The sequence below is a fragment of the Streptomyces bambusae genome (assembly GCF_019400985.1).
GTDB classification, from domain to species: domain Bacteria; phylum Actinomycetota; class Actinomycetes; order Streptomycetales; family Streptomycetaceae; genus Streptomyces; species Streptomyces bambusae_A.
In genome coordinates, this window is the sequence record NZ_WTFF01000018.1 from 21,880 (window position 1) to 45,811 (window position 23,932).

A 23,932-nucleotide genomic window follows, 5' to 3' on the forward strand; every position below is an offset into this window, starting at 1 on the left:
TGCGTGGGTGGTGCGTGGGCGGTGCCTGGGCGGTGCCTGGGTGGTTCTAGGCGGCCGCCGTGCGCGCACCGGAGATGAACGTGTCGATGGCCTCGACGCTGCGGAAGTTGTTGGGGTCGAGGTCGGCGTCGCCGACGGCGAGCTCGAAGCGGTCCTCGACCCAGGCGATGAGCTTGAGGACGCCCAGGCTGTCGATGACCCCGTCGTTGAGCAGGTCGTGGTCGGCGGCGAGCTCGGCGGGGGAGGTGCCGGGCAGGAACTCGGCGATGACGAAGGTCTTGATGGTGTCGACGTTGCTCATGACGGGCTTCCTTCGGTGAGAGGCGTGTTCGCGGGTCGTGGGGTGGTGCGCTGTCGTGGGCTGCGCCCGTGCCGACGGGTGGATCCGCCGGCCAGGCGGCCGGTCAGGCGGCCGGCGCGGCCTCCGGTACGGCCGCCGGCGCGATCGGTTCGAGCCGGTCGAGCGCCTTGCGGTCGACCTTCCCGGTGGCCGTCTTCGGCAGCGGTGCTTCGGTGAGGGTCAGCTGGGTGGGTACGGCGGCCCGCGGCAGGTGGCGGGCGCAGTGCCCGCGCAGGGCCAGGACGGTCAGGTCGGAGCCGGGGGCGCGGCGGACGCCGGCGACGAGCTTCTTGCCGGCGATCGGGTCGGGTACGGCGGCCACTCCGGCCTCCAGCACGTCGGGGTGCTCCTGGAGGACCCGTTCGATCTCGGCGGTGTTGACGGCGACGCCGCGGACCTTGACCTGGAAGTCGGTGCGCCCGGTCAGGTGCAGGGTGCCGGCCCCGTCGCGCCGTACGAGGTCGCCGGTGCGGAACCAGCGGCGGTCGTCCAGGCCGAGCGGGTGCCCGGTGAACTTGTCGGCGTGGCGGGTCCGGTCGAGGTAGCCCCGGGTCTGGAAGGGCGTGGAGACGAACAGTTCGCCGCTGCCGGGTCCGTCCACGACGGCCCCGGTGTCCGGGTCGAGGACGAGGGCCTCGACGCCGGGCAGCGGGCGCCCGATGGGAACGGGCGGGAAGCTGGTCGCGGACGTGTCGACCTCGTGGACGAAGCTGTCGTTGGTCTCGGTGCAGCCGTAGATGTTGTGGATGCGGGCCTTGGGGAAGAGCGTGGGCAGGACGGCGTACGTGCGGTCGGGGACGGCGTCCCCGGTGAACATCACGTGGTCGACGCCGGGGAAGGTCGCGCCGGTCTTCGCGGCCGCGTCCTGGAGCAGTCCGAAGGCCATCGGCACGGCCTGGACGACATGGACGTCGTGGCGGGAGACCAGGTCGAGCAGGTGCCGGCCGTGGGCGGCGAGCGCCGGGTCGACCAGGACCACGCGCCCGCCGCGGGCCAGGGTGGTCCAGACGTCGAGGAGGCAGAGGTCGAAGTTGAGGGGGGCGTAGTTGAGGACGGTCCGGTCGGGGCCGATCCCGAACGCCGGCCCGGCCCAGGCGGCGAACCGGTCCACGGCGTCCCGCCCGAGCGGGACGATCTTCGGCAGGCTGGTCGATCCGGAGGTGGTGAGCATGAACGCCACCTCGGCGGCCTCGTCGGCCGGCAGCGGCTGGGCGGCCACGTCCGGGTTGGGCGCGACCCGGCCCGGTGCGCCGCCGGGGGCGAGCACGTACCGGCATCCGGCCTGGGCGAAGAGGTCGGCGAGCAGGGTGTCGGCGAGGGCCGGCGACGGCAGCAGCAGCGGCCGCCGGGCCAGCAGGCAGGCCAGTACGAGCGCCACGGCGTCGGGCGATTTGTCGGCCAGGACGCCCACCGGCTCCCCGGGGTCGAGCTCCAGCCGGGCGAGCCGGTCCCGCTCCTCCCCGGCGAGCTCGTACAGCTCGCGGTAGGTGGTCTCCTCCCCGTTGAAGAGCAGCGCCACGGCGTGCGGCCGGTCGCGCACCTGGGTCAGGAACCCACCCACGATGCCGAGCGACGGCTCCACACCGCCGCTGCCACCGGCGGCCACACCGGACCGCAGCCCCGATCCTTCAGCCCCGCCGCTGCCACCGGCGGCCGCACCGGACCGCAGCCCCGATCTTTCAGCCCCGCCGGCGTTTGCGGCGCGGGGTCCGGGGCGGAGCCCCGATCTTTCAGCCCCGCCGGCGTTTGAGGCGCGGGGTCCGGGGCGGAGCCCCGGGAGGGCGGAGCCCGAAGAAGTCCCGGCGGAGCCGGACACGTTCCCGGCGGAGCCGGACAGCGCCCGGGCGGAGCCCGACACCACCTCGGCGGCAGCCGGTCCCTCGGCCTGGGCGGAGCCCGGCCCCCGGTTCTGCTGCGGCGCGGCCATCACGCACCCCCTGCGGGAACACCGAGCTCGATCCAGCCCGACTTCACCGCCGCGCCCTTGGGCGTCTTGCAGGTGAAGCGGACCACGCGGGCCTCGGCGTCGGGCTGGAGGGCGATCTCCAGCGGGATGTCGGGCGGCACGGGGGCGGAGAAGCGGCAGCCGAGGCCGCGGACCCGGGCGGAGTCGCCGCCCGCGAAGCGGTCGACCGCTTCCTCCACCGCCAGCGCGACCACGCTCATGCCGTGCGCGATGACCGTCTCGAAGCCGGCCGAGCGGGCGGCGTCCTCGTCGAGGTGGATGGGGTTGAGATCGCCCGAGGCATGGGCGTAGGTGCTGATCCAGTCGCAGGTCAGCTCGTGCACGGCGGTCTGCGGTTCGCCCGCGCCGGCCGGGGCGGGGACGGCCGGGCCGCCGGTGATGTCGCCGAAGGGCTCCAGCAGGGTGGCGCCCACCAGCAGCGCGGAGATGACCAGTTCGGCGAAGGGCCGGGGCCCGTCCTCGCCGAACAGCTGCACCCGCAGCGCGATCCGGGCGCCGCGCGGCTCCTTGCGGATGCCCAGCACGTCCAGGGAGACGGTGACCTGCTCGCCGGGGCGGACGGGCCGCTCGGTGCGGATGTCCTGGCCGAGGTGGACCACGGACACCGGGCCCGGCTCGGCCGCGGTCAGCGCGGCGACGGTCTCCTCGGCGACGGTGTGGGCGAGGACGAAGGTGTGGACCGGGGAGGCCTGGCCGGGGCGGGCCGTGGGCAGTCCGCGGCGGGCGGCGCCCCGGTAGTCGGTGATCTCGGGCTCGGTGACGGTGACCGTACGGACCGGGGTGGGCAGCGACAGCAGCGTCATACCGGCATCACCACCACGGAGGCGTTGTGGCCGCCGAACCCGAAGGAGTTCGAGAGGGCGGGTCCGGGGCGCACGGTGCGCGGCGCGTCGCCGTGGACGACGTCGATGTCCATTCCTGGCTCCAGCTGTTCGTGGTTGGCGGTGGGCGGCACCTCGCAGTGCCGCATGGCCTGCACGGTGGCGATGAGTTCGACGGCGCCGGCGGCGCCGATGAGGTGGCCGATGACCGACTTGGGCGCGGTGACCGGCGGCTGGGCGGTGCCGAACACCTTGGCCAGGGCGGCCGCCTCGGAGCGGTCGTTGTACGGGGTGGAGGTGCCGTGCGCGTTGACGTGCACGATGTCCTCGGGGGCCAGTCCCGCGTCGGCGATGGCGCCGGCCATCGCGGCGGCCGCGCCGGCGCCGTCGGGCAGCGGCATGGCCAGGTGGTGGGCGTCGGCGGTGGCGGCGTACCCGGCGAGCAGCCCGTACGTCCGGGCCCCGCGGGCCGTCGCGTCCGCCAGCCGTTCGAGTACGACGAACCCGGCGCCCTCGCCCATCACGAACCCGTCGCGGTCCACGTCGAAGGGCCTGGACGCGTGCTCGGGGTCGTCGTTGCGGAAGCTGACGGCGCTGAGGTTGCCGAAGCCGGCCAGGGTGACCGGGGTGAGGGTGTGCTCGCAGCCGCCGGCGACGACGACGTCGGCGCGGCCGGTCTGGAGCAGCATCAGCGCGTGCCCGATGGCGTCGGCCCCGGAGGCGCAGGTGTTGGCGAGGGTCAGCGCGGGCCCGGTCCAGCCCAGCCGCATGGCGATCTGGGCGGCGGCCGCGTTGGGCATCGTCATCAGCGGCATCAGCGGGTTGACCTTGGCGGGGCCGCCGGTGGTGAAGTTCGCGGACTCCAGGTCGCTGGTGGCCCGCCCGCCGACGGCGTTGCCGACGACGATCGCGGTGCGCCCGGCCTCGGCGGCCGGGGAGCCGGCGTCGAGGTGGGCGGCGAGCGCGGCGGCGGTGCCGTAGTGGGCGAAGGGGTCCATCCGCCGGGCCTCCTTGGGCGGTACGAGGCCGGCGACGGCCTCGATGCCCCGGACCCGGCAGCCGATCCGTACGCGGTGCCGGCTGAGGTCGATGTGGGTGAGCTCGGCCGCGGTGGAGCGGCCCGCGCGCAGCGTGCTCCACAGCTCGTCCGGGGTGCACCCGCCGGGGGTGACCACGCCCATGCCGGTGATGGCGACGGGCGGCTGCGCCGAACTGCCCCTGGACGGTCCAGGCATGTCTGCTCCCTGCTTTCCCTGACGTGGTGGTGGGCGGCGGGCCGGCGGCGGCGTCAGATGATCCGGCACTCGCGCGCGGCCTTGATGAAGGCGTCGGCGGCGAAGTCGATGTCGGACACGGTGTGCCGCGCGGTGATGGCGATGCGCAGCCGGGCCAGGTCGTTGGGCACGGCCGGGGTGACGACCGGCAGGCCGATCACGCCGTGCTTGCGGGAGATGGTGGCGAAGTCGTACGCGGCGTCGTCGGAGCCGGCGATGACCGGGACGACGGCGGTCTCGCTGTCGACGGTGGAGATGCCGGCGGCGTGCAGCAGGCCGCGGAAGCGCTCGGACTCGCGCTGGATGAACTCCACCCGCCACGGCTCGCGCTGGAGGATCCGCAGGGACTCCAGTCCTGCGGCGGCCTGGGCCGGGCCGAGGGCGGCGGAGAAGAGGAAGGGGCGGGAGGCGTACTTCAGGTGCTGGATGAGCTCGGCGGGGCCGGCGACCCAGCCGCCCATGGACGGGATGCCCTTGGAGAGGGTGCCGACCTTGACGTCGACCTTCACCTCGTGGTCGAAGTGCTCCTCGATGCCGCGGCCGGTCGCGCCGATCACGCCGAGGGCGTGGGCCTCGTCCACCATCAGCAGGGCGTTGTGCGCGTCGCAGACCTTGCGCAGCTCCACCAGCGGGGCGATGTCGCCGTCCATGGAGTAGACGGAGTCGACGATGACCAGGCGGACCCCGGTGTCGGGGGTGCTCGCCAGGCGGCGCTCCAGGTGGGCGACGTCGTTGTGGCGGAAGCGGACGACGCTCGCGCCGGAGAGCTTGCAGCCGTCCACGATGCTGGCGTGGTCGTACTTGTCGATGAAGACGGTGTCGCCGGGGCCGACGAGTCCGCCGATGACGCCGGTGTTGACGGCGTAGCCGGAGCCGAAGACCAGGGCCTGCTCGCGGCCGGCGAACTTGGCGACCTCGGCCTCCAGCTCCTCGTGCAGCGGGGTGCTGCCGGCCAGGGCGCGCACGCCGTGGTTGCCGGTGCCGTAGCGGTCGACGGCGGCCTTGGCGGCGGAGACGACCCGCTCGTCGCCGGCGAGGCCGAGGTAGCTGTAACCGGACATCATCAGCAGCCGCTGGCCGTCCTGGTCGGCGTAGGCCGAATCACGCTCGGCGGTGTACGCCACGAAGCTGTTCTTGCGGGCCGGCTCGTACTCCAGCTCGGCGACCCGCTTGCGGAAGTAGGCGAACTTCGGCTCCAGGCGGGCCCAGGCAGCGGATGCGTTCACGAGCTTCTCCTCATCGGCAAACGTCCGGCGGACCCGGAACTCCATCGGTGCCCCGCCGTTTTTCCGGCCGGGCTCTAGTGGAATTCCATTAAGGCTCGGGGGGCGCAATAGCAGCGCAAGAGGAGTCCCTGGGGCATCCCTGTGCGGGAGCCGCGCGGCGATGGATTCCCGCTCGAATGCGGGGCGTGGCGGTCCATCGGCCGTTGACATGCAAAGAAGTGGCGCGGGTATCTTCGAAACCGCACGAACTAGGGGGACACGGCCGGAAGCCGACCGTTTTCGGAGAGTGCATAGTGCTGATCAGACTCGTAGGTCTTGTCACGATCGAGCCGGACGGAGCTCCGCCGCAGCACCTCTCCAGCGCCCAGGCGCAGGTGGCCTTCGCCCGGTTGCTGATCGAGCGGACCACGGGCACGGACCGCGACCAGCTGGCCGAAACCGTGTGGCCCGAGGGGCTGCCGGACACCTGGGCCTCGGCGCTGCGCAGTGTGGTGAGCCGGGTCCGTACGTTCGTGACGACCCCGCAGGACCAGCCGGGCACGACACCGCTGGTCGCGCAGGGCGGCCGGTACGTGCTGCGGCTGCCGCAGGACGTGGCGGTGGACGTGGAGTGCGCGGAGGCCGCGGTGGCGGAGGCGGGTGAGGCGTACGCGGAGGGCGCGTACGCGGTGGCCCAGCAGCTGGCGGCCGGCGCGGTGTCGAACCTGCGCGGCTCGTTCCTGCCCTCGCACGAGGGCGAGTGGGTGTGCGCGATGCGCGAGCAGCTGGAGGAACTGCGCCTGAAGGCCCTGGAGACGGCGAGCCTGGCCTCCTCCGCCCTCGGCGACGAGCACCACGCCCTGCGCTACGCGGAGGAGGCGGTGCGCCGGGCCCCGTTCCGCGAAAGCGCGTACCGCTGCCGGATGGCGGCGCACACCCGCGCCGGCAACCGGGCGGAGGCACTGCGCAGCTACCAGCAGCTGCGCGAGGTCCTGGCGGAGGAACTGGGCATCGACCCGGCCCCCGAAACAGAGGCCGCCTACCTGGCCCTCCTGCGCACCCCGGAACCCCGCCGCCCCCTGCGCCCCTTCACGTACGTCGACCCGGTCCTGATGGGCACGTTCGAAGTCGACCGAGCGGCGGCCCCCCAACCGTGCTCACTGTCGGACCACGGCTGCACGACGCACCGGCGGGTGGCGTAGTCCCCGTCTCCCGCCTCGGGGCTATGACGGGTCGAGCGGCTGGATGCCGGTCCCCTCGTACAGGTCGGGCCTCAGCGACAGGACGGTGACCGGCTCACCGTCCTTCGCGGCCTGCCAGGCGATGGCCGCCGGGTGGGCGACGGCCCAGTCCACCCCTGGCCAGGACGCGGCGTCCAGGGCGTGGGCCGCGGTGAACGGGACGGTCTCGGCGAACCGCAGGCGCGCGGCATGGGTGCCTGCCCCAGGTGTCAGGCGCTCCGCCGCGAGCACGGAGAGCGCCGGGACCAACACGCGCCCGCCGCCACGCGAGGCCTCGACGTAAACTCCGGCGAAGAACTCGTCAGCCTGGTACAGGGCCGTCAGAGCGGTGTGGTCGAAGACGGCGGTGACGTTCACGCAGCCGCGCCCTCTTGGTGGGCACGGATGCGCTCCCAGGCGGACCGACCGGCCTGCTGGAGCCCGTCCGTGTACTCCAGCCCCAGCTCGGCGGCGGCCTCCATGGCCCGCTGCTCCTGCTCGGCCTCGGTCAGCCGACTCTGGGCGAGCTGCTCAAGGAGCTCGGTGATGGTGGTACCGCTCTCCTGCGCCAGTATGCGCAGCCGGTCCCGGACGGCCTCGGTGGTCTTGACGCTGGTGGGCTTGCTGCTGCTCATGGGAGCGATTCTACCGCCGGTAGAACTCTGCTGCCAGCAGGACGGAATCCCTGACGACTACCGGCCCATCGCCTTCGCGATCCGCCGCTCCAGCTCGCGGTCGATCTCCGCCTCCTCGCTCGGCGTCGGCGCGTACCCGCTCCAGGCGAACAGTGCCGCCAGGGCCTGCTCGGAAGACACGACGGGAGCGGGCAGAGCGACGGGAGCGGACGGCCTGGGCGGGCGCTGAGACAGCTGGATCAGGTAGTCCCGTAGCGACAGCCCCTCGGCGGCAGCCACCGCAGTGAGACGGTCCTTGGCTTCCGCGGCGATGCGGATGGTGACGTCAGCCATCGAGGGGCCCCTTTCCACCGGGCCAGGATAGGGCGCGAGGCACCACCACGTACGCGGCCCGGCGGGCGCGCCAGTTGGCCCCGGCCGCCCAAGGGGGGTGGGCGGCCGGGGCCGGGTGGGGGGAAGGGAACGGGCGGTGGGGATCAGGTGATGGAGACGCCCGAGTCGATGCTGACGACCTGGCCCGTCATGCAGTCCTGGTCCAGGAACAGGCCCACGCTGCGCGCGACCTCCTCGACCGTGACGAACCGGGGGATCGGGGCCTTGTCCTCCATGCCCTCCTTGACCCGGTCGGGCAGGTCCTGCGTCATGCCGGTGATCATGAAGCCCGGGGAGAGGGCGTTCACGGTCACCCCGCGCCGGCCGCACTCCGCCGCGAGGGTCCGCGTGAGGCCGATCAGGCCGGCCTTGGAGGCCGAGTACGCCGTCTGGCCGGACGTGGCGATGATGCCCGACGGCGAGACGATGTTGACGATCCGGCCCCACCGCTTGCGCAGCATGTACGGGACGGACACGCGCGCCGTGTGGAAGGACCCGATGAGGTTGGTCTGGATGACCTGCGCCCAGTCGGCCGGGTTCTGCATGGCCATCAGGCTGTCCTTGCGGATCGCGCCGTTGTTGACCAGCACGTCCACCGGGCCGAGCGCCGCCGAGATCTCCTCGTACAGCTTCTGCGTGGCCTCCCAGGAGCCGACGTCCCCGGTGACCAGCACCGACTCGTTGGTCAGCTTCTCCTGGACGGCCAGCGCCGCGTCCCGCGAGCTGTTGTAGTGGACCGCGACCCGGCAGCCGAGCGCGTCCAGCTCCAGGGCGAGGGCCTGGCCCAGCCCCCCGGAGGCGCCGGTGACCAGCGCGACCGGGGACTGCGGGCGCTCACCCGCGCTGTTCTTGCTCATGCCGCGACACCGCCCCACTCCATCAGGATCGAACCCCATGTCATGCCGGCGCCGAAGCCGGCCAGCAGGACCTTGTCGCCCGCCGTGATACGGCCCGCCTCCAGGGCCTCGGTCAGCGCGATCGGGATCGACGCCGACGCGGTGTTGCCGTACTTCTGGAGGTTGGTGATCAGGGCCTCGGGCCGCAGGCCGGTGTGGGACAGGATCGAGTTGATGATCCGGATGTTGGCCTGGTGCGGGACGACGTGGTCCACGTCCGCCGCGTCCACCTTGGCGCTCTCCAGCGTCTCGCGGACGGTGCGGACGGTGTAGCGCACGGCGTTGAGGTAGATCTCGTTGCCGTTGATCTGCGCGTAGTGCAGACCCGCCTTCACCGTCTCCTCGGTGGTCGGCATCCGGCTGCCGCCGGCCAGCACCTTCAGGGAGCCGGTGCAGGAGCCGTCCGCGCCCAGGTTCCAGGCCTTGACCCGGTTCTCGGCGCCCGGCTGCAGCACGATGGCGCCCGCGCCGTCGCCGACGAGGATGGACAGGTCCCGGTCCGCCGGATTGGCGGTCAGGGTGTGGGTGTCGGAGCCGATCAGCAGGATCGGCCGCGGGTCGATGGCGATCAGCGCCATGGCCGAGACGAGCCCGTAGACGAAGCCGGCGCACTCGGAGTTGACGTCGTGCGCGCTCCCGGCGATGCCGAGCTCGTGGTGGACGAACGCCGACGTGGCGGGCGAGGGCTGCTCGGGCGTGGCGGTGGCGACGATGAGGTGGGCGATGTCGGCGCCGGTCAGGCCCGCCTTGTCCAGCGCGCGCCGGCCGGCCTCGACGGCCAGGGAGGCGGTCGTCTGACCCGGGTCCACCGCTCGCCGCTCGCGGATGCCGCAGCGGCTGACGACCCAGTGTTCGTCCACGCCGAAACGCTCCGCGAGCTCCGCACTGGTGACGATGCGCTCGGGTACGGACATGCCCCACCCGGTGATGTCGAAGCCGGTCACGTGGCTGGCCCGCCTTACGCCTGTGCCGGAACGAGCTCGACGATCTTCGCGTACACGTCACGCAGCGTGGTGGTGTCGTCGAGGTCGGCGAAGAGCGACTCGTCGGCCGGAATGTGCGGGTACTGGTTCTGGAAGCCGTACAGCCACTCCATCAGGTCCAGCGAGTCGACGTCCGCGATGTGCTGGAGCGGGGCGTCGGGGCTGACCTCTGCGGCACCCGAAACGGCCTCGAGCTGGCTCGCCAGTTCTTCGATGGTGGGCAGCGACATGGGGTCGGTCCTCTCTCGGCAGTGCAACTCGGCGGTGCGTGATGTGTTTTCGGAAGTGATGAAAACCCCGCCCCCGCAAGGAAGGCGCAACACGCACACCCGCTCCCGCCGCCACCGCCGTTCCGGCCGTCTTGCGCCCGCCTTGCGGGGCATCGGGTTTCCTCGACGCGAATTCAAACGCGGCACCACCCCGAACGCGGCACATTCCCCGCGGTACGTCCCACGCGGCAATTCCACGCGGTACGTCCCACGCGGCGCGAAGACGCGGCACTGCCCGAGCCGGACAGGAAATGAGGACCACAGGATGACAACGGTCGCCCCCAAGTCGGTGGACCCCGAGGTCGACGCGATCAGGCACCACTACGAGGTCAGCAATGACTTCTACCGGCTGCTGCTGGGCCCCACGATGATGTACTCCGGCGGGTACTGGGAGGAGGGTGAGGACCTCGTCGCCACCCTCGACGAGGCCCAGGAGCGCAAGCTCGACAAGTTCGCGGAGCTCGCGGGCGTCCAGGCCGGCGGCGACGCCAAGCGCGTGCTGGACATCGGCTGCGGCTGGGGCACGATGCTCAACCGCCTCACCACCGTCCACGGCGCGGAGGCCGGGGTGGGCCTGACCCTGTCCCGCACCCAGGAAGCCTTCATCGACGGCCTGGGCAACCCGAAGATCACCACGCTCGTGCAGAGCTGGGCCGACTACAAGGTCGCCGACGACAGCGAGAAGTACGACGCGGCGTTCTGCATCAACGCGCTGGAGCACTTCGTCTCCTCCAACCTGCCGCCGAAGGAGCGCACCAAGCGCTACCGCTTCTTCTTCCAGCAGGTCGCGAACGCCCTCAACCCGGGCGGCAAGTTCGTGCTGCACACCATGACCGCCGAGGCGCTGCCGATGAACCGCGCGCTGCTCGACGACCTGAAGTTCCTCCAGCGCTCCGAGTTCGAGGGCTGCCACATCCCGCACCTGAGCGAGCTGAGCGCCGCCGCCGAGGGCCTCTTCGAGATCGACGAGATCGTCAACGAGCGCGAGTCGTTCGCGATGGCCTGCCGCGCCTGGCTGGTGCTGCTCGCCGAGCGCCGTGACGAGGCCGTGGCCATGGAGGGCGAGGAGGTCGTCGCCCGCTTCGAGCGCTACCTGGACATCTTCGCGTACACGCTCGAGGACAAGTTCTTCAACAACTTCCGCGTCACCATCACGCGCCGCTGAAGGAGGCCGACGTGACGAGCATTCTCGAACCGGCCACGGACGGCGGGGCCCGCCCGGCCGCCGAACCGGCCCCCGGCGGCCGCGGCCCGACCCGGCACCTGCGGGTCGCGGTCATCGGCACGGGCTTCTCCGGCCTGGGCACCGCCGTGCGCCTGCTGCAGTCGGGCATCGACGACTTCCTGGTGTTCGAGCGGGCCGACGAGGTCGGGGGCACCTGGCGCGACAACAGCTACCCGGGGTGTGCGTGCGACGTCATGTCCCACCTGTACTCCTTCTCGTTCGCCAGGAACCCGAACTGGAAGTCCACGTTCGGCAAGCAGGACGAGCTGTACGCCTACCTGCGCGACGTCGCCGACCGCTTCGGCGTACGCCCGCACATCCGCTTCGGGCACGAGCTGCTCGCGGCCCGCTGGGACGAGGGCGAGCGCCACTGGCGCATCGAGACCTCGCAGGGCGAGTACACCGCGCAGGTGCTGGTGACGGGCACGGGCTACCTGAGCGAGCCGGCCGTCCCCGACATCAAGGGCATCACGTCCTTCGAGGGCAAGATCTTCCACTCCTCGCAGTGGGACCACGACCACGACCTCACGGGCCGCAACGTCGCCGTGATCGGTACGGGCGCCAGCGCCATCCAGTTCGTGCCGAAGATCCAGCCCGAGGTCGGACGCATGGACCTCTACCAGCGCACGCCCCCGTGGATCGGCCCCAAGAACGACAAGCCCACCAGCCCGCTCCAGGCGAAGCTGCTGCGCTCCCTGCCCGGCTACCAGAGCTTCCGGCGGAACTTCAACATGTGGGGCCGGGAGATCCTGGCCTTCGTCATGGCCCGCCCCAAGGTCGCCGGCAAGATGCAGAAGATGGCCTCGGACCACCTGAAGAAGTCGGTCCCCGACGAGGCCCTGCGGGCGAAGCTGACGCCCGACTACGTGATGGCCTGCAAGCGGCTGCTGTTCTCCAACGCCTGGTACCCGGCGATCCAGCAGCCCAACGTGGACCTCGTCACCGACGCGATCGCCGAGGTGCGGGCCACCTCGATCGTCACCCGGGACGGCACCGAGCGCGAGGTCGACACCATCATCCTCGGTACGGGCTTCCAGGCGACGGACCGGCCCGTGGCACGGCGGATCTGGGGCCGGGGCGGCCTCGCGCTGCGCGAGGCGTGGAAGGACGGCAACGGCATGGCCGCGCACCGCGGCACGACCGTGGCCGGCTTCCCGAACCTGTTCATGCTGCTCGGCCCGAACACCACGCTGGGCCACTCCTCGCAGGTCGTGATGATCGAGGCGCAGATCCAGTACCTGCTGGACGCGCTGAAGCAGATGGACAAGCGCGGCCTGGCCAGCGTGGAGGTGCGCCGCGAGGCGCAGGACGCCTGGAACGAGGCGCTGGACGCCAAGCTCGACGGCACCGTGTGGAACGCCGGGAACTGCAACAGCTGGTACCTGGACGCCAGCGGCCGCAACCCGTCGATCTGGCCGACGTACACCTGGCGCTTCCGTCGCGCCACCAAGCGGTTCGACCTGAGCGAGTACCAGCTCGCCTCGCGGGTGCACACGCCCGAGCCGGTACGCCACCAGTAGGAATTGGGAGACGCACGCAGATGAGCTCTACCCCGAGAACCACGGCCGGCCCCACTGCCGCCGGCGCTGCCGCCCAGCCGTCGCGGCGCGGTCTGCTGCGCGGCGCGGCGGTGGCCGCCGTCGCCGTCGTCGGCTGGAACGCCGCCAACCAGACCTGGGCGACGGCCGCGGAGGCCGGCAAGCGGGACATCGTCCCGGTGCCGAACCTGGTCGGCACCCTGGAGACGTCCCCCGCCACGGTGGACGCCTTCAGCCACGACTTCGGCCACTTCTTCGACAACGCCAAGCCGTGGGCGGTCCTGCGGCCCGGCTGCGTCCAGGACATCGTCACCATCGTCAACTACGCCCGGGTCAACGGCATCAAGGTCGCCGTCAACGGCCAGGGCGGCACCGGAACCGACATCGAGTCCCACTCGGTGTACGGACAGGCGCGGGTGCCCGGCGGCATCTCCATCGACGCCAAGGGCCTTTCGAAGATCCTGTCCATCGGCAACGACTACGCGGTGGTCGAGTCCGGCGTCACCTGGGGCCAGCTGACCGACGCCACCCTGGCGCTGGGCAAGACCCCGCCGGCGCTGCCGGACTACCTGTACATCTCCGTCGGCGGCACCCTGTCGGTCGGCGGGATCGGCGGCACGGTGCAGAAGCACGGCCTGATGGTCGACACCGTGCAGGCCATCGACATCGTCACCGCCGACGGCAGGCTGGTCACGGCCACCCCGTGGCTGCGCGCGGACCTGTTCAACGCGGCCATGGCGGGCGCCGGCCAGGTCGGCATCATCGTCCGGGTCAACGTCAAGCTGGTCCCGGCGCCGAAGCGGTCGGTCATCTTCAGCCTCTTCTACGCCGACCTGGAGACGTACCTCGCGGACTCCGAGAAGGTCATGGCCGAGGGCCGCTTCCAGGTCCACGCGGGCGAGATGCTGCAGAAGGCGGACGGTTCGGGCTGGCGCTACAAGATGGAGGTCGGCGCCAACTACGACACCACCCCGCCGGACCGGGACCGGCTCCTGGCCGACCTGCACGACGTACGCGCCGACGCGGTCATCGAGGACGTCTCGTTCCGCGACTACATGTTCCGCCTCGACGCCTACGAGGCGTACCTGAAGTCCAGCGGGCACTGGTACACGCCGAAGCCGTGGCTGAGCATGTTCCTGCCGGCGTCCAAGACCAAGACGTTCATGAAGCTGGTCGAGCAGGAGCTGAACGCGGACTCCCTCGGCGGCGGGTTCCTGCTCTTCTACCCGTACTACACCTCGAAGATCCGCCGCCCCCTGGCGGTACAGCCGGCCGAGTCCGTCGGCTACCTCTTCGACCTGCTGCGCTTCCCCAACCCGGGGGACACCGGCATCCAGGCCATGCTCGACCAGAACCGCCGCCTGTACGACATCGCCCGCTCCATGGGCGCCAAGCGCTACCTGGTGGGCTCCATCCCGAACATGACGCAGGCGGACTGGAAGGCCCACTACGGCAACCGCTGGTCGGCCTTCGCCTACGCCAAGAAGAAGTACGACCCGACCAACATCTTCACCCCCGGCCAGGGCATCTTCACCTGACAGCCCCGACCGGACGCGTGAATCCCGGCGGCGGGGGTGGGGATGAGGGACCCCGCCCCCGCCGCCTCCCCTTTTTCCGCAGGAGGACCGGCATGACCACGTACGACCTGATCGACGAGGCGGTGATCGACGCCCCGGCGGCCGCCGTCTGGGACGCACTCGTCGCCGAGTTCCGCGGCGCCAAGCAGTGGTGGGTCCCGCACAACACGTTCACCACCGTCTCCGGCTCCCCCGACGCGGTCGGCGGCGAGGTCGGGGTCACGGTGCACACCAAGGGCGTCGACAACGGCGGGCTCAAGCTGCGCTTCACCGCCCGTACGACGGCCGTCGAGCCGGGCCGCCGGCTGGACATCGAGTACGTGGACGGGGTCTTCCGCGGGCCGAGCACCTTCACCCTGGAGCCGCTCGGCGATGGCCGCACCCGCCTGGCCATGCACTTCAGCGCGCGCCCGCACGGCTGGCTGAAGCTGCTGTCGAAGGTCGCGGACCTGGGCGCGGAGCACTCGCGCGGCACCCTGGCGGCGTTCGAGTCGCTCGACCGGCGTCTGTCGGCGGGAGAGCGCGCATGACCGCCGTGGCCGAGGCGACCCGGGAGACGACGGTCCGTACGGACGACGGCGCGGAGCTGGCCGTCACCGTCCTGGCCCCGCTCGCCGGTCCTGCCCCGGCCGGCGACGCCGTCCTGGTGCACGGCTGGGCGCACTCGCGCCGTGCCTGGGGCACCGTCGCCGACCGGCTGATCCGGGCGGGGTACCGGGTGGTGCTGTACGACCAGCGCGGCCACGGCGCCTCCACCCTGGGCCGTTCGCCGCTGTCGGTGGAACGGCTCGGCGCCGACCTGGCGGCCGTCCTCGGGGAGACCGCGGCGCGCGAGGCGGTCGTCGTGGGCCACTCGGGCGGCGGCTTCGCGGCCCTGTCGTACGCCGCGCACCACCCGGAGGCGGCGCGGCTGCGCGGGCTGGTGCTGCTCGGCACGGCGGCGCACGGCCAGGACACCCCCGACAGCGAGGTCAAGATGATGGGCAGCGCCTTCTTCACCTGGGCCCTGTCCCGCCCCGCCCTGGGCCGCAAGCTCCTGGGCGCCAACACCATGTCCCCGCACGCCGACCGGTGGGCCCGGGAGATCAACCGCCAGCTGTTCTCCGCCACCGTCCCGCGGGTGCGGGCGGACTTCTTCCGCTGCACGCGCGGCTGGGACGTCCGCGAGGCGCTGGCCCCGGTCCGCGTCCCGGCGGTCGTGCTGCACGGCGACCAGGACAAGGTCATCGACATCGCGCTGGCGAGGACGCTGGCGGACGTGCTGCCCGCCGCCCGCTTCGAGACGGTCCCGGACACCGGCCACATGCTGCCGCTGGAGCGCCCGCTCCCGGTGGTCGCCGCGGTGGCCGAGCTCTCGTCCCGCTGACGGGGACCGTCGATGATCGAGCAGCTCCTCCCCCCGGGCGTCACGTCGTCGGAGGCCTTCGACGACGCGGCGCCCGCCCCGCTGTTCCCGGCGGAGGCCGCCCTGATGGCGGGCCGGCGGGCGCGCCGGCGCCGGCAGTTCGCCACCGCCCGCGCCTGCGCCCGGCGCTGCCTGTCCCAGCTGGGGCGGCGCCCGGTCGCGCTGCTGCCCGGGCCGGGCGGGGCCCCGGCGTGGCCGGACGGCGTGGTCGGCAGCATCACCCACTGCGACGGCTACCGTGCGGCGGTGGCCGCCCACGCCCGCGACACCGCGGCCCTGGGCATCGACGCGGAGCCGGCCGGACCGCTGCCGCCGGGCGTGCTGTCCCTGATCGCCTCGGACACCGAGCGCGCGCACCTGGCGGAGCTGTCCGCGGCGGACCCGGCCACGCCCTGGGAGCGGCTGTTCTTCTCGGCGAAGGAAGCGACGTACAAGGCCTGGTACCCGGCGACGTCGACCTGGCTGGGCTTTCGCGACGCCACCCTCGCCCTCCGCCCCGACGGCACCTTCACCGCCACGCTGCACCCCCCGCAGCCGCCCCCGGTGGACCCGGTCTACGAGGGCCGCTGGCTGGCCTCGGAATCCCTGGTGATCACGGCGGTCGCCCGCGGCTGGGGTGCGGTGCCTCCGGTGTAAGGAGGGGTAGCCTCAGGCCACGCTCTGTGTAGTCGGGCGCCCCTACCGCGCCGGCAGGACCACCGTTCTCGGAGGCAGCGTGGTCGGCTCCGGGGCGGTGGGGCGGATACCCGTGCGGAACTCCTGCGGGCTCATGCCGCGGACCCGCTTGAACGCCGCCGACAGTGCGAACGCCGAGCTGTAGCCCACCCGCCGGGCCACGCCCGCGACCGTGGCGTCCGGTTCGCGCAGCAGGTCGGCGGCCAGGGCCAGGCGCCAGCCCGTCAGGTACGCGACCGGGGGCTCGCCCACGACGTCGGTGAAGCGGCGGGCCAGGGAGGCCCGGGAGACGCCGACCTTGAGGGCGAGCTCCTCCACCGTCCAGCCGTGGGCCGGGTTCTCGTGCAGCAGCCGCAGCGCGGGGCCGACGACGGGGTCGCTCTGCGCCCGGTACCAGGTGGGGGCGCCGCTGCCCGGGGCGGCGAGCCAGGCGCGCAGTACGCCGATCAGCAGCAGGTCCAGCAGCCGGTCCAGGACGATCTCCTGGCCCGGCTCGTCCTTGCCGATCTCCGCGGTGAGCAGGGTGATCAGCGTGGTGTCGGCGGTCTCCGCCGGGCGGACCAGCAGGGTCGGCAGGGCGCTCAGCAGGCGGCGGCCGATCTCGCTCGGCGCCTGGTAGGTGCCGCTGAGCATCACCGCCGAGCCGGCGTCCTGCAGCGGGTCGCCCCAGGTGCGCACGCCCAGGGACATGCTCTCGGTGACGTCCTCGCCCTCCTCGGTGCTGCACCGCTGCTCGGGGCCGACGGTGATCAGGACCGGGGTGTCCGGGGAGTCGGCGACCGTGTACGGGTCGGGGCCGCGGACCACCGCCACGTCGCCCGGGCGGATGCGGACCGGGGTGCCGTGGTCGGGCAGCAGCCACGCCTCGCCGTGCACCATGGTCACGACCGACAGCGGCGCCCGGTCCTCCACCCGCAGCGACCACGGGGGGTTGAAGACGGACTTCAGCAGGAACGCGCCGCGGGCCTTGGGGCCTTCGAGCAGTCCGGTCAGGGTGTCCATCGCCCCATCCTCCCTCGGTCGGGAAACACGTGGAAGCGCCCGCTCTCCCGCGGGGGACGGAAGAGAGAGCGGGCGCCGTTCACAGGGGCCCGGCCCGCGCGGGTCAGGCCGACGCGGGCCGGACCGGCGTGGGGTCGGGCCGACACGGGGTCAGGCCGACACGGGGTCAGGCCGACACAGGTCGGGCCGACACAGGTCAGGCCGACACAGGTCAGGCCGACACAGGTCAGGCCGACGCGCGGCCGTGCAGGGTCAGCGCACGGCCCAGCGCGGCGAGGGCCGCCGTACAGGCCACCGTGCGGACCACGTTGCCGCTGGTCCAGCGGCCGCCGAAGCGGGTCCGGGCCGCGGACAGGTCCGGCCCCGCCTTCGCCAGCTGGTTGTTCAGCGGGATGTTGACCACGGCGGTCACCGCCAGCGACAGCCCGTACAGCGCGAACGCCAGCCAGCCCCAGCGCGCCGCGTCGGGCCGTCCGCCGCGCTGCTGCTGCGCGGCCGCCACGCCGGTGGCGAGGAAGGCCCCGAGGAAGAGCAGCCCGAACAGGCCGTTGTCGATCGCCTCGTTGATGTTGCGCATGGCGGTGACGTACGTGTGGTCGTCGCCGCGCCCGAGGCCCGGCATCACCGAGATGTCGAAGGCGAAGTAGAGCCCGGCCATCAGGCCGGTGCCGACCGTCGCCGCGACCAGGGTGGCGGACTGGGTGCTCGTGCTCGTGCGGCTCACGTCAGGATTCCCTTCACGGTGCGCTCGTAGCGCCGGCGCAGCAGCGTCGCGCCGACCAGCCGGACCGGCGGCGGGATGGTGGCCGAGACGTGCGCGACGGAGGCCCGCGGCGCGCCGTCGAACATCCACGGCTGGAGGTACGTCATCACGCGCATCGGCGCGGTCCCGATCAGCTTGCGCTCCTCCGCCAGGTACGCCCGCTCCCCGAGCCGGTCGAAGACGGGGAAGACGACCTCCTCCTCGGCGGCCAGGTGGTCGCGCAGGACGGTCTCGAAGTCGGCCGCCGCCACCACCAGGCCGTCACCGCCACGGCCGATCGCCGTGGAGACCGCGGCCATCGCCGCGTCCAGCGCCTCGTGGTCCTCGTGCAGTTCCCGGGCCTGCGAGTCGAAGTCGGCGTCGCGGGCCCGCAGTCCGGGCCACAGCACGTCGTCCTCGCTGGTGTGGTGCCATTCGATCACCTCGCGCAGCCGCTGCCACCATTCGGCGCCGGTGCCCCGCCACGCGGGCGCCGCCGCCCGCAGGCGTGCCGCGTCACGCCGCATGGCCATGTGCATCAGGGCGAAGCCGTGGTAGTGGGCGGGCAGCGCGGCGAGCCCGTGCTCGCTGGAGCGTGGGGCGGAGCCGGAGCCGGACGGCTCGGTAGTGGACATCCAGGGCCTCCTCGTACCCGCACCACCCCGGACACCGGCGGGCGGCGGCCGTACCAGAGTCGCCGCCCGGCCGGACCGGGGTGACAGGGGCGGATCGCGGGTCAGACGTTCCAGACGCCCGTGGCCGCGGCCTCGCGGGCGAAGTCGGCGAAGTCCTTGGGCTTGCGGCCCAGGGCCTCCTCGACACCGTGGACCAGGTGCGCGTTGCGCCCGTCCAGGATCATCGTGAACAGGTCGGCGAACTCCTCCGGCAGACCGTTCTCGCGGAGCACCGCGCGGTACTCCTCGTTGGTCACCGAGATGTACTTGATGTCGCGTCCGGTGGCCTTGGACAGCTCGGTGGCGACGTCGCTGTAGCTGAGCAGGCGCGGCCCGGACAGCTCGTAGGTCTTGCCGATGTGCTTGTCGTCGGTGAGCGCGGCGACGACCACGTCGGCGATGTCGTCGGCGTCGACGAAGGCCTCGACGGCGTCACCGGTCGGCAGGGCGATCTCGCCGGCCAGGACGGGCTCCAGGAAGAAGCTCTCGTTGAAGTTCTGGTTGAACCAGCTGGAGCGCACGATGGTCCAGTCGGCGCCGGAGGCCTTGACGTTGTTCTCGCTGACCTCGGCGGCCTCCTCGCCCCGGCCGGACAGCAGGACCAGCCGGCGGGCGCCCTTGGCGACGGCGAACTCGGAGAACTCCGCCACCTGCTCGGCGGCGCCGGGGAAGGCGAGGTCGGGGTAGTAGGTGATGTAGACCCGGTCCACACCCTCCAGCGCGGCCCCCCAGGTGGAGGAGTCCTCCCAGACGAAGGGCGGCTCGCCGGTGCGGGAACCGATGCGGACGGCTCGGCCCTGCGCGGTGAGGCGCTCGGCGACGCGGCGGCCGGTCTTGCCGTGGCCACCGATGACGAGGGTGATCTGCGTGTTCTGCGTGTTCTGAGTCATGAGTACAGTCAAGTCCAGTCTCGCGAGACGGGCCATAGCCACAAAGCTCAGTTCCATACGCGTGCGTCTACGAGTTGGGGCCGAGTCGGTCAGGGTCGGCCCACCCGCGGACGGCGTGGAGAGTGCGGCTGCGGCATGAGCCCGAGAATCGTAGGCACGCCTTCACGGCGTGGGCCACAGCGTCCCGAGCGCCTCTCGACCCCGCGTGGAGCGGCCGTGGACGGCCCGTCGAGCCCGTCTTGAGCGGGCCCCGAGCAGGTCCCGAGCCGTCCTGTACGGCGGGACTCAAGTGCTTCTCCGGGCGTTCCCGACACCATCGGACCCGGAGTACCCGACCCGAGTCCGGGAGGCCAGATGAACCCCACTCCGGAGCGTCCGGAGCTCGACCAGTTGTCCGCCGATCTGGCCGGGCTGCTCGGCCGGATCGGGCTCGACCCGGCCGGTGAGCGCCCGATGCGCCGCGATCGCATCGACGTCCGCTTCGCTGCTGCGGCCGCCCGCTGTCCGGGCCAGGTCGCCGCCCAGGACGCCGAGGACTCGGCGACCTACCTGGAACTGGAGCTGCTGGCCGACGACATCGCGCGCCGGCTGAGCGGCCGGGCCGGCCCCGGCCAGGCGGTGGCGGTGCGCGCCGCCCGCTCGTGCCTGTCGGCCGGCGCGGTGGTCGGCGCGCTGCGCTCGGGCGCGGCCGTCCTGCCGCTGGAGCCCGGGCACAACGCCGGCCTCCAGGAGTTCCTGATGCGCGACTGCGGGGTCGAGATGGTCGTCTCGGACAGCGGGCTGCTGCGGGACGAGGTGCCGGTGGCCAAGGCCGGCCGGTTCGTGGTCGCGGTCCGCCCGGAGCAGGCCGTACGGCGCGAACTCCCGCAGCGGACCGCGTTCCTGGCCCTGCCGTCCGGCGGGCGGCCGGGGCGCGCCCTGGCCGTGCAGCCGGTCTCGCACCTGGACGTCCTGTCCTGGGTGGACTCGGTCGTCCCCATGCTGGAGGCCGGCCCGGACGATGTGTGGACGTACTACCACTCGCTGAGCCTGGACCTCGGCATGCGGGAGATCTGGGGCCCGCTGCTGTCGGGCGGACGCGCCGTCGTCGTGGACCGGGACACGGCGTCCGAGGCGCGGGAGTTCGCCCGGATGCTGGTGGAGCACGGGGTGACGGTCCTGACCCAGCTGCCCTCTGCCTTCGGCCGCCTGGTGGACACGGCCCGTGTCTCGCGCATGCCGGCCCTGCGGCACGTCCTGCTCTCGGACGAGCCGGTGCCGCCCGCGACGGTCACGGCCTGGCACGCCTCGGCCATGGCCCCGCAGGCCACCCTCTGGGACGTCTCGGGCTCCCCGGTGATGCTCTGAGGAGGCCGCCGCGACCGGGTCGAGGGCCCCGGGCGATGCCTGGGGGCCCTCGACCGCGCGTGCCGGCGGGTCAGCCGCGGAGCTTGTCCGGGTCGACGGTCTCGTCGGCGCTGGGCGCGGTGACCGTGACGGGGGCGTTGAACTCGCGGAACTCCACCCACCGCGGGTCCTTGCCGCCCTCGACGCTGAACTTCAGCAGGTACGGCTCGCCCTCGGCGGCCACGTGGAAGGTGACGGTCTCGCCGGCCGGGGTGGTCTTGCTCAGCACGACCGTCCTCTTCCCGCCGACCTCGGCGTTCGCGCCCTTGGTCAGACCGGACTTCTGCTTCTCGGCGGGCTGGGTCAGGTCGTCGGTGTCACAGAAGTCCTCCTCGCCCGCGTCGTCGGCGGGCACCTTGACCCAGCGGCCCTTGAGGAGCTCGACGACCGTGGTGCGCTGGGCCGCGGGCACGTTGTCCTCCTTGAGGACCGTGTCCCACAGCTTCGCGTCGCCCTTCATGTAGCCGGTGGTGCCCACCTTTCGCACGGTCGCGTTCGCGCCCTTCATCGTGGCCGTGCCCTCGCAGTCGCCGTTCGCGGCGACGGCCACGTCGAAGTCGGTCGGGGTCTTCTCGCCCTTCTCGATCGAGGAACCCTTGGCCTTGAGCGAGTTGGCCGCCTTGGTGGTGTCCAGGGCCTTGTCCGCGATCTGGTCCGGGGTCATGCCCGCGAACGGCTCCGGGGTCGGCGTCGGCGAGGGGGTGGCGGAGGCGGCCGGCCCGGCCGGGCCCTTGGCCTTGTCGTCCCCGCAGCCGGTCACGCCGATCGCGGCAGCGGCACACATTGCCGCCGTGGCCAGAATCTTGCGGTTCATCACCCTGTCGCTCCGTGCTTCCGTACGTACGGCACGCGCCTTGCCTGCCGCCACAGCCTGATATCGCCTACCCATGACCGTCGAGATCAGGCAATGGTTGTACGGCGTAGATGTGACTCACACCACGTTGATTTTCAGCCGTCGGCCGTCCCGCTCGGCCTCCTGGCGGACCGCCGTCAGCAGGTCCCGGCTCTGCCGGCCCAGCTCCCGGCGTACGGACGCACGTACGGCGCCCGGGTCCTGCGCGCCGAGGGCCGCGGGCCGGAGCACCACGCTGTGCCGTACGCGCACCAGCCCGTCCCCGTCCACGCACCACACCCCGGTGTGCGCGGCCAGCGGTCCGTCCGCCGGCTGCGGACGCTTGCCGACGATCCGGCCGGAGGCGGGCAGGCAGACCCGGTAGGGCCACTGGCCGGCACGCGCGGCGAGGCGTTCGTACGTCGCCCCGGGCGCGGCGGCCACGCGGGCGGAGTCCTCGAAGGTGAGGACGAGCTCGTCGAGCCGTTCCCAGTGCGCGGCGAGCGCCAGCAGCTCCCGGGCGTCGTGCCAGGCCGCGGCGGAGCCGCCGGCCAGGGTGACGCGGGCCCGGTCGGGGGCGGGCGCGTCGACCTGCCAGGTGCCGGCGGCGCAGTCGATCCGGCGCCGGGCCGGGTCGAGCACCCGCCGCTCACCCACCGCCCGCACCCCGCCACCGGCCTCGGCGCCGGCCCGGCCGCCGACGGCACCGCCGGCCTCGATCACCCCGGCCCCGCCTGCTGTGTCGGCCGTGTCGAGGAGGCCGGCCACGCACCACACCTGCAGCTCGTCCCGTACCCCGTCCGACCCGGGCAGCCGTTCCACGTGCACCGCCGACGGGCAGTACAACGGCCTGCGCGCCGCGTCCGCGAGGAGTCCGTAGACGATCCCGGCGGGCGCGGCGACCTCGGCCTGCCACATCAGAAGTTGCCCAGCCCGCCGCACACGTTGAGGGCCTGTGCCGTGATGGACGAGGCCAGGTCGGTGGTCAGGTAGCCCACCAGCCCGGCGACCTCCTCGGGGGTGGAGTAGCGGCCCAGCGGGATCTTGGCCTCGAACTGCTCCTGGACGTACTCCTCCGTCGTGTCCCACGCCGCCGCGTACCCGCTGCGCACCCGCGCCGCCATCGGCGTCTCGACGTAGCCGGGGCAGACCGCGTTGACGGTGACCCCGGTCGGCGCGAGCTCCTTGCCGAGGGCCTTGGTGAAGCCGACGACGGCGTGCTTGGACGCGGAGTACGGCGCGCCCAGCAGGACGCCCTGCTTGCCGGCCGTGGAGGCGATGTTGATGATCCGCCCCCAGGAGGCCCGGCTCAGACCGCCGTGGTTGAGGACCTCCCGGGTGAGCAGGAAGACGCTGTTGAGGTTGGTGTCGATGACCTCGTGCCACAGCTCGTCGGTGATGTCGGCGGTGGCCCCGCCGCCGCTGCGGCCCGCGTTGTTGACGAGGATGCCGACGGGGGAGTCGTACGCGGCGACGGCCGCGGCGACGAGCGCCGCGACGTCGGCCCGGTCCCGTACGTCGGCGGCCGTGCCCTCCACGGTCAGGCCCTCGGCGCGCAGGTCCTCGACGGTCTGCTTGACGGCGGCGCCCGTCCGCGCGCACAGGAACACCCGGTGCCCGCGCGCCCCGAGGTCCCGGGCGATGGCCAGCCCGATGCCGCTGGTGGCTCCCGTGACCAGGGCCACGGGCCGCTGGGGTGCCTTGCTCGTCGCCTTCGCCGTCACTGCCGTCTCTGCCGTCATCGGGCGCCCTCCCTCACTCGCGTCGACGTCTCGACGGTGGCGCAGTCCACTCGGGGCGCGCCGGAAGCCGGGTGGGGCCGCAGGGCCTGTCCCAGCCGCAACGGGGCCAGCGCCCGGGACAGGGCCGCCTCCGTCAGGTCCGGTCCGGCTGCGGCGACGTAGCCGTCCGGCCGGATGAGCAGCCAGCCGCCCGCCGCCAGGCCGAGCGCCTCGCGCAGCCGGCCGCGGGGGTCGGCCAGCGGCCGCAGCGTCCACCGCCGGCC

General features: G+C 72.8%; 26 protein-coding genes and 1 pseudogene. 8 read left to right on the forward strand and 19 right to left on the reverse strand.

Going from position 1 to position 23,932, the window contains the following annotated elements; translation table 11 throughout:
• Window positions 1-46: 46 nt before the first annotated feature.
• The 5 genes from GPJ59_RS05235 to GPJ59_RS05255 all read right to left on the reverse strand — a co-directional run bounded on the left by GPJ59_RS05235 (window position 47) and on the right by GPJ59_RS05255 (window position 5,627).
• Window positions 47-301, reverse strand: coding sequence for a phosphopantetheine-binding protein (locus GPJ59_RS05235; protein WP_219665183.1), 255 nt, complete (start codon window positions 299-301; stop codon window positions 47-49).
• Between the two features lie 103 nt (window positions 302-404).
• Window positions 405-1,901, reverse strand: a complete 1,497-nt coding sequence (locus GPJ59_RS05240) for an AMP-binding protein (RefSeq protein ID WP_308120145.1) — start codon at window positions 1,899-1,901, stop codon at window positions 405-407.
• A gap of 365 nt (window positions 1,902-2,266) precedes the next feature.
• Window positions 2,267-3,109: a MaoC family dehydratase gene (locus GPJ59_RS05245; RefSeq protein ID WP_219665185.1), complete on the reverse strand. Its 843-nt coding sequence runs from the start codon at window positions 3,107-3,109 to the stop codon at window positions 2,267-2,269.
• On the reverse strand, window positions 3,106-4,362 hold the full coding sequence (locus GPJ59_RS05250; RefSeq protein ID WP_219665186.1) for a beta-ketoacyl-[acyl-carrier-protein] synthase family protein: 1,257 nt from the start codon (window positions 4,360-4,362) through the stop codon (window positions 3,106-3,108). Before GPJ59_RS05250 ends, GPJ59_RS05245 begins: the two co-directional genes overlap by 4 nt.
• 53 nt (window positions 4,363-4,415) lie before the next feature.
• The gene (locus GPJ59_RS05255; protein ID WP_219665187.1) at window positions 4,416-5,627 is read right to left on the reverse strand and encodes an aminotransferase class I/II-fold pyridoxal phosphate-dependent enzyme; all 1,212 of its coding nucleotides are present in this window, start codon (window positions 5,625-5,627) and stop codon (window positions 4,416-4,418) included.
• 293 nt (window positions 5,628-5,920) lie between these two features.
• On the opposite strand from GPJ59_RS05255, the gene GPJ59_RS05260 reads away from it, so the two are divergent.
• On the forward strand, window positions 5,921-6,808 hold the full coding sequence (locus GPJ59_RS05260) for an AfsR/SARP family transcriptional regulator (protein WP_219665188.1): 888 nt from the start codon (window positions 5,921-5,923) through the stop codon (window positions 6,806-6,808).
• A gap of 21 nt (window positions 6,809-6,829) precedes the next feature.
• Here the strand turns inward: GPJ59_RS05260 and GPJ59_RS05265 are convergent, their stop codons facing one another.
• The 6 genes from GPJ59_RS05265 to GPJ59_RS05290 all read right to left on the reverse strand — a co-directional run bounded on the left by GPJ59_RS05265 (window position 6,830) and on the right by GPJ59_RS05290 (window position 9,942).
• The gene (locus tag GPJ59_RS05265) at window positions 6,830-7,204 is read right to left on the reverse strand and encodes a PIN domain-containing protein (protein ID WP_219665189.1); all 375 of its coding nucleotides are present in this window, start codon (window positions 7,202-7,204) and stop codon (window positions 6,830-6,832) included.
• Window positions 7,201-7,461, reverse strand: a complete 261-nt coding sequence (locus GPJ59_RS05270) for a hypothetical protein (RefSeq protein ID WP_219665190.1) — start codon at window positions 7,459-7,461, stop codon at window positions 7,201-7,203. The genes GPJ59_RS05265 and GPJ59_RS05270 overlap by 4 nt, the downstream gene beginning before the upstream one ends.
• 57 nt (window positions 7,462-7,518) lie before the next feature.
• Window positions 7,519-7,794 carry a hypothetical protein gene (locus tag GPJ59_RS05275; RefSeq protein WP_219665191.1) on the reverse strand — a complete coding sequence of 92 codons (276 nt, stop codon included), beginning with the start codon at window positions 7,792-7,794 and terminating at the stop codon, window positions 7,519-7,521.
• 143 nt (window positions 7,795-7,937) lie between these two features.
• The gene (locus GPJ59_RS05280; RefSeq protein WP_219665192.1) at window positions 7,938-8,690 is read right to left on the reverse strand and encodes an SDR family NAD(P)-dependent oxidoreductase; all 753 of its coding nucleotides are present in this window, start codon (window positions 8,688-8,690) and stop codon (window positions 7,938-7,940) included.
• A complete protein-coding gene (locus tag GPJ59_RS05285) occupies window positions 8,687-9,673 on the reverse strand; it encodes a 3-oxoacyl-ACP synthase III family protein (RefSeq protein WP_219665193.1) in 987 nt (328 codons plus the stop codon). The genes GPJ59_RS05280 and GPJ59_RS05285 overlap by 4 nt, the downstream gene beginning before the upstream one ends.
• Window positions 9,674-9,687: 14 nt before the next feature.
• The gene (locus GPJ59_RS05290) at window positions 9,688-9,942 is read right to left on the reverse strand and encodes a hypothetical protein (RefSeq protein WP_219665194.1); all 255 of its coding nucleotides are present in this window, start codon (window positions 9,940-9,942) and stop codon (window positions 9,688-9,690) included.
• A 304-nt stretch (window positions 9,943-10,246) separates the two neighbouring features.
• Here GPJ59_RS05290 and GPJ59_RS05295 point away from each other — a divergent pair, with 304 nt between their 5' ends.
• The 6 genes from GPJ59_RS05295 (at window position 10,247) to GPJ59_RS05320 (ending at window position 16,362) form a co-directional block, all read left to right on the forward strand.
• Window positions 10,247-11,146 (forward strand): class I SAM-dependent methyltransferase, encoded by a 900-nt coding sequence (locus GPJ59_RS05295; protein WP_219665195.1) that lies wholly within the window; start codon window positions 10,247-10,249, stop codon window positions 11,144-11,146.
• A gap of 11 nt (window positions 11,147-11,157) precedes the next feature.
• Window positions 11,158-12,726, forward strand: coding sequence for a flavin-containing monooxygenase (locus GPJ59_RS05300; protein ID WP_219665196.1), 1,569 nt, complete (start codon window positions 11,158-11,160; stop codon window positions 12,724-12,726).
• A 20-nt stretch (window positions 12,727-12,746) separates the two neighbouring features.
• Window positions 12,747-14,282: an FAD-binding protein gene (locus GPJ59_RS05305; RefSeq protein ID WP_219665197.1), complete on the forward strand. Its 1,536-nt coding sequence runs from the start codon at window positions 12,747-12,749 to the stop codon at window positions 14,280-14,282.
• Window positions 14,283-14,374: 92 nt separating this feature from the next.
• The gene (locus GPJ59_RS05310; protein WP_258023906.1) at window positions 14,375-14,851 is read left to right on the forward strand and encodes an SRPBCC family protein; all 477 of its coding nucleotides are present in this window, start codon (window positions 14,375-14,377) and stop codon (window positions 14,849-14,851) included.
• A complete protein-coding gene (locus tag GPJ59_RS05315) occupies window positions 14,848-15,687 on the forward strand; it encodes an alpha/beta fold hydrolase (protein WP_219665198.1) in 840 nt (279 codons plus the stop codon). The genes GPJ59_RS05310 and GPJ59_RS05315 overlap by 4 nt, the downstream gene beginning before the upstream one ends.
• 12 nt (window positions 15,688-15,699) lie before the next feature.
• Entirely contained in the window at window positions 15,700-16,362 is a 663-nt protein-coding gene (locus GPJ59_RS05320; RefSeq protein WP_219665199.1) for a 4'-phosphopantetheinyl transferase family protein, read from the forward strand.
• 42 nt (window positions 16,363-16,404) lie between these two features.
• Here GPJ59_RS05320 and GPJ59_RS05325 read toward each other — a convergent pair whose 3' ends face one another.
• From GPJ59_RS05325 to GPJ59_RS05340, 4 genes are all read right to left on the reverse strand, one after another.
• Entirely contained in the window at window positions 16,405-17,403 is a 999-nt protein-coding gene (locus GPJ59_RS05325; protein WP_219665200.1) for an AraC family transcriptional regulator, read from the reverse strand.
• A gap of 226 nt (window positions 17,404-17,629) precedes the next feature.
• Window positions 17,630-18,127, reverse strand: a complete 498-nt coding sequence (locus GPJ59_RS05330) for an anthrone oxygenase family protein (RefSeq protein WP_308120146.1) — start codon at window positions 18,125-18,127, stop codon at window positions 17,630-17,632.
• Window positions 18,124-18,780 carry a hemerythrin domain-containing protein gene (locus GPJ59_RS05335; RefSeq protein ID WP_219665201.1) on the reverse strand — a complete coding sequence of 219 codons (657 nt, stop codon included), beginning with the start codon at window positions 18,778-18,780 and terminating at the stop codon, window positions 18,124-18,126. The genes GPJ59_RS05330 and GPJ59_RS05335 overlap by 4 nt, the downstream gene beginning before the upstream one ends.
• 101 nt (window positions 18,781-18,881) lie before the next feature.
• Complete coding sequence (locus GPJ59_RS05340; RefSeq protein WP_219665202.1) at window positions 18,882-19,709, reverse strand: NmrA family NAD(P)-binding protein; 828 nt, start codon at window positions 19,707-19,709, stop codon at window positions 18,882-18,884.
• Window positions 19,710-20,063: 354 nt separating this feature from the next.
• On the opposite strand from GPJ59_RS05340, the gene GPJ59_RS05345 reads away from it, so the two are divergent.
• Complete coding sequence (locus GPJ59_RS05345) at window positions 20,064-21,056, forward strand: AMP-binding protein (protein ID WP_219665203.1); 993 nt, start codon at window positions 20,064-20,066, stop codon at window positions 21,054-21,056.
• A 70-nt stretch (window positions 21,057-21,126) separates the two neighbouring features.
• Here GPJ59_RS05345 and GPJ59_RS05350 read toward each other — a convergent pair whose 3' ends face one another.
• From GPJ59_RS05350 to GPJ59_RS05365, 4 genes and pseudogenes are all read right to left on the reverse strand, one after another.
• Complete coding sequence (locus GPJ59_RS05350) at window positions 21,127-21,909, reverse strand: hypothetical protein (RefSeq protein WP_219665204.1); 783 nt, start codon at window positions 21,907-21,909, stop codon at window positions 21,127-21,129.
• A gap of 117 nt (window positions 21,910-22,026) precedes the next feature.
• Window positions 22,027-22,845, reverse strand: coding sequence for a hypothetical protein (locus tag GPJ59_RS05355; protein ID WP_219665205.1), 819 nt, complete (start codon window positions 22,843-22,845; stop codon window positions 22,027-22,029).
• Window positions 22,845-23,669, reverse strand: coding sequence for an SDR family NAD(P)-dependent oxidoreductase (locus tag GPJ59_RS05360; RefSeq protein WP_219665206.1), 825 nt, complete (start codon window positions 23,667-23,669; stop codon window positions 22,845-22,847). The genes GPJ59_RS05355 and GPJ59_RS05360 overlap by 1 nt, the downstream gene beginning before the upstream one ends.
• A pseudogene (locus GPJ59_RS05365) lies at window positions 23,666-23,932 on the reverse strand (hypothetical protein); the annotation flags it as partial. The pseudogene GPJ59_RS05365 and the gene GPJ59_RS05360, both read right to left, overlap by 4 nt.

Excerpts from the sequence above, each read along its gene's own strand:
- GPJ59_RS05290 (WP_219665194.1), bottom strand. The coding sequence starts at position 9,942 with ATGTCGCTGCCCACCATCGAAGAACTGGCGAGCCAGCTCGAGGCCGTT.
- GPJ59_RS05250 (WP_219665186.1), bottom strand. The coding sequence starts at position 4,362 with ATGCCTGGACCGTCCAGGGGCAGTTCGGCGCAGCCGCCCGTCGCCATC.
- GPJ59_RS05245 (WP_219665185.1), bottom strand. The coding sequence starts at position 3,109 with ATGACGCTGCTGTCGCTGCCCACCCCGGTCCGTACGGTCACCGTCACC.
- GPJ59_RS05345 (WP_219665203.1), top strand. The coding sequence starts at position 20,064 with ATGAACCCCACTCCGGAGCGTCCGGAGCTCGACCAGTTGTCCGCCGAT.
- GPJ59_RS05325 (WP_219665200.1), bottom strand. The coding sequence starts at position 17,403 with ATGGACACCCTGACCGGACTGCTCGAAGGCCCCAAGGCCCGCGGCGCG.
- GPJ59_RS05350 (WP_219665204.1), bottom strand. The coding sequence starts at position 21,909 with ATGAACCGCAAGATTCTGGCCACGGCGGCAATGTGTGCCGCTGCCGCG.
- GPJ59_RS05360 (WP_219665206.1), bottom strand. The coding sequence starts at position 23,669 with ATGACGGCAGAGACGGCAGTGACGGCGAAGGCGACGAGCAAGGCACCC.
- GPJ59_RS05320 (WP_219665199.1), top strand. The coding sequence starts at position 15,700 with ATGATCGAGCAGCTCCTCCCCCCGGGCGTCACGTCGTCGGAGGCCTTC.
- GPJ59_RS05280 (WP_219665192.1), bottom strand. The coding sequence starts at position 8,690 with ATGAGCAAGAACAGCGCGGGTGAGCGCCCGCAGTCCCCGGTCGCGCTG.
- GPJ59_RS05340 (WP_219665202.1), bottom strand. The coding sequence starts at position 19,709 with ATGACTCAGAACACGCAGAACACGCAGATCACCCTCGTCATCGGTGGC.
- GPJ59_RS05235 (WP_219665183.1), bottom strand. The coding sequence starts at position 301 with ATGAGCAACGTCGACACCATCAAGACCTTCGTCATCGCCGAGTTCCTG.
- GPJ59_RS05310 (WP_258023906.1), top strand. The coding sequence starts at position 14,375 with ATGACCACGTACGACCTGATCGACGAGGCGGTGATCGACGCCCCGGCG.
- GPJ59_RS05270 (WP_219665190.1), bottom strand. The coding sequence starts at position 7,461 with ATGAGCAGCAGCAAGCCCACCAGCGTCAAGACCACCGAGGCCGTCCGG.
- GPJ59_RS05335 (WP_219665201.1), bottom strand. The coding sequence starts at position 18,780 with ATGTCCACTACCGAGCCGTCCGGCTCCGGCTCCGCCCCACGCTCCAGC.
- GPJ59_RS05315 (WP_219665198.1), top strand. The coding sequence starts at position 14,848 with ATGACCGCCGTGGCCGAGGCGACCCGGGAGACGACGGTCCGTACGGAC.
- GPJ59_RS05295 (WP_219665195.1), top strand. The coding sequence starts at position 10,247 with ATGACAACGGTCGCCCCCAAGTCGGTGGACCCCGAGGTCGACGCGATC.
- GPJ59_RS05305 (WP_219665197.1), top strand. The coding sequence starts at position 12,747 with ATGAGCTCTACCCCGAGAACCACGGCCGGCCCCACTGCCGCCGGCGCT.
- GPJ59_RS05355 (WP_219665205.1), bottom strand. The coding sequence starts at position 22,845 with ATGTGGCAGGCCGAGGTCGCCGCGCCCGCCGGGATCGTCTACGGACTC.
- GPJ59_RS05275 (WP_219665191.1), bottom strand. The coding sequence starts at position 7,794 with ATGGCTGACGTCACCATCCGCATCGCCGCGGAAGCCAAGGACCGTCTC.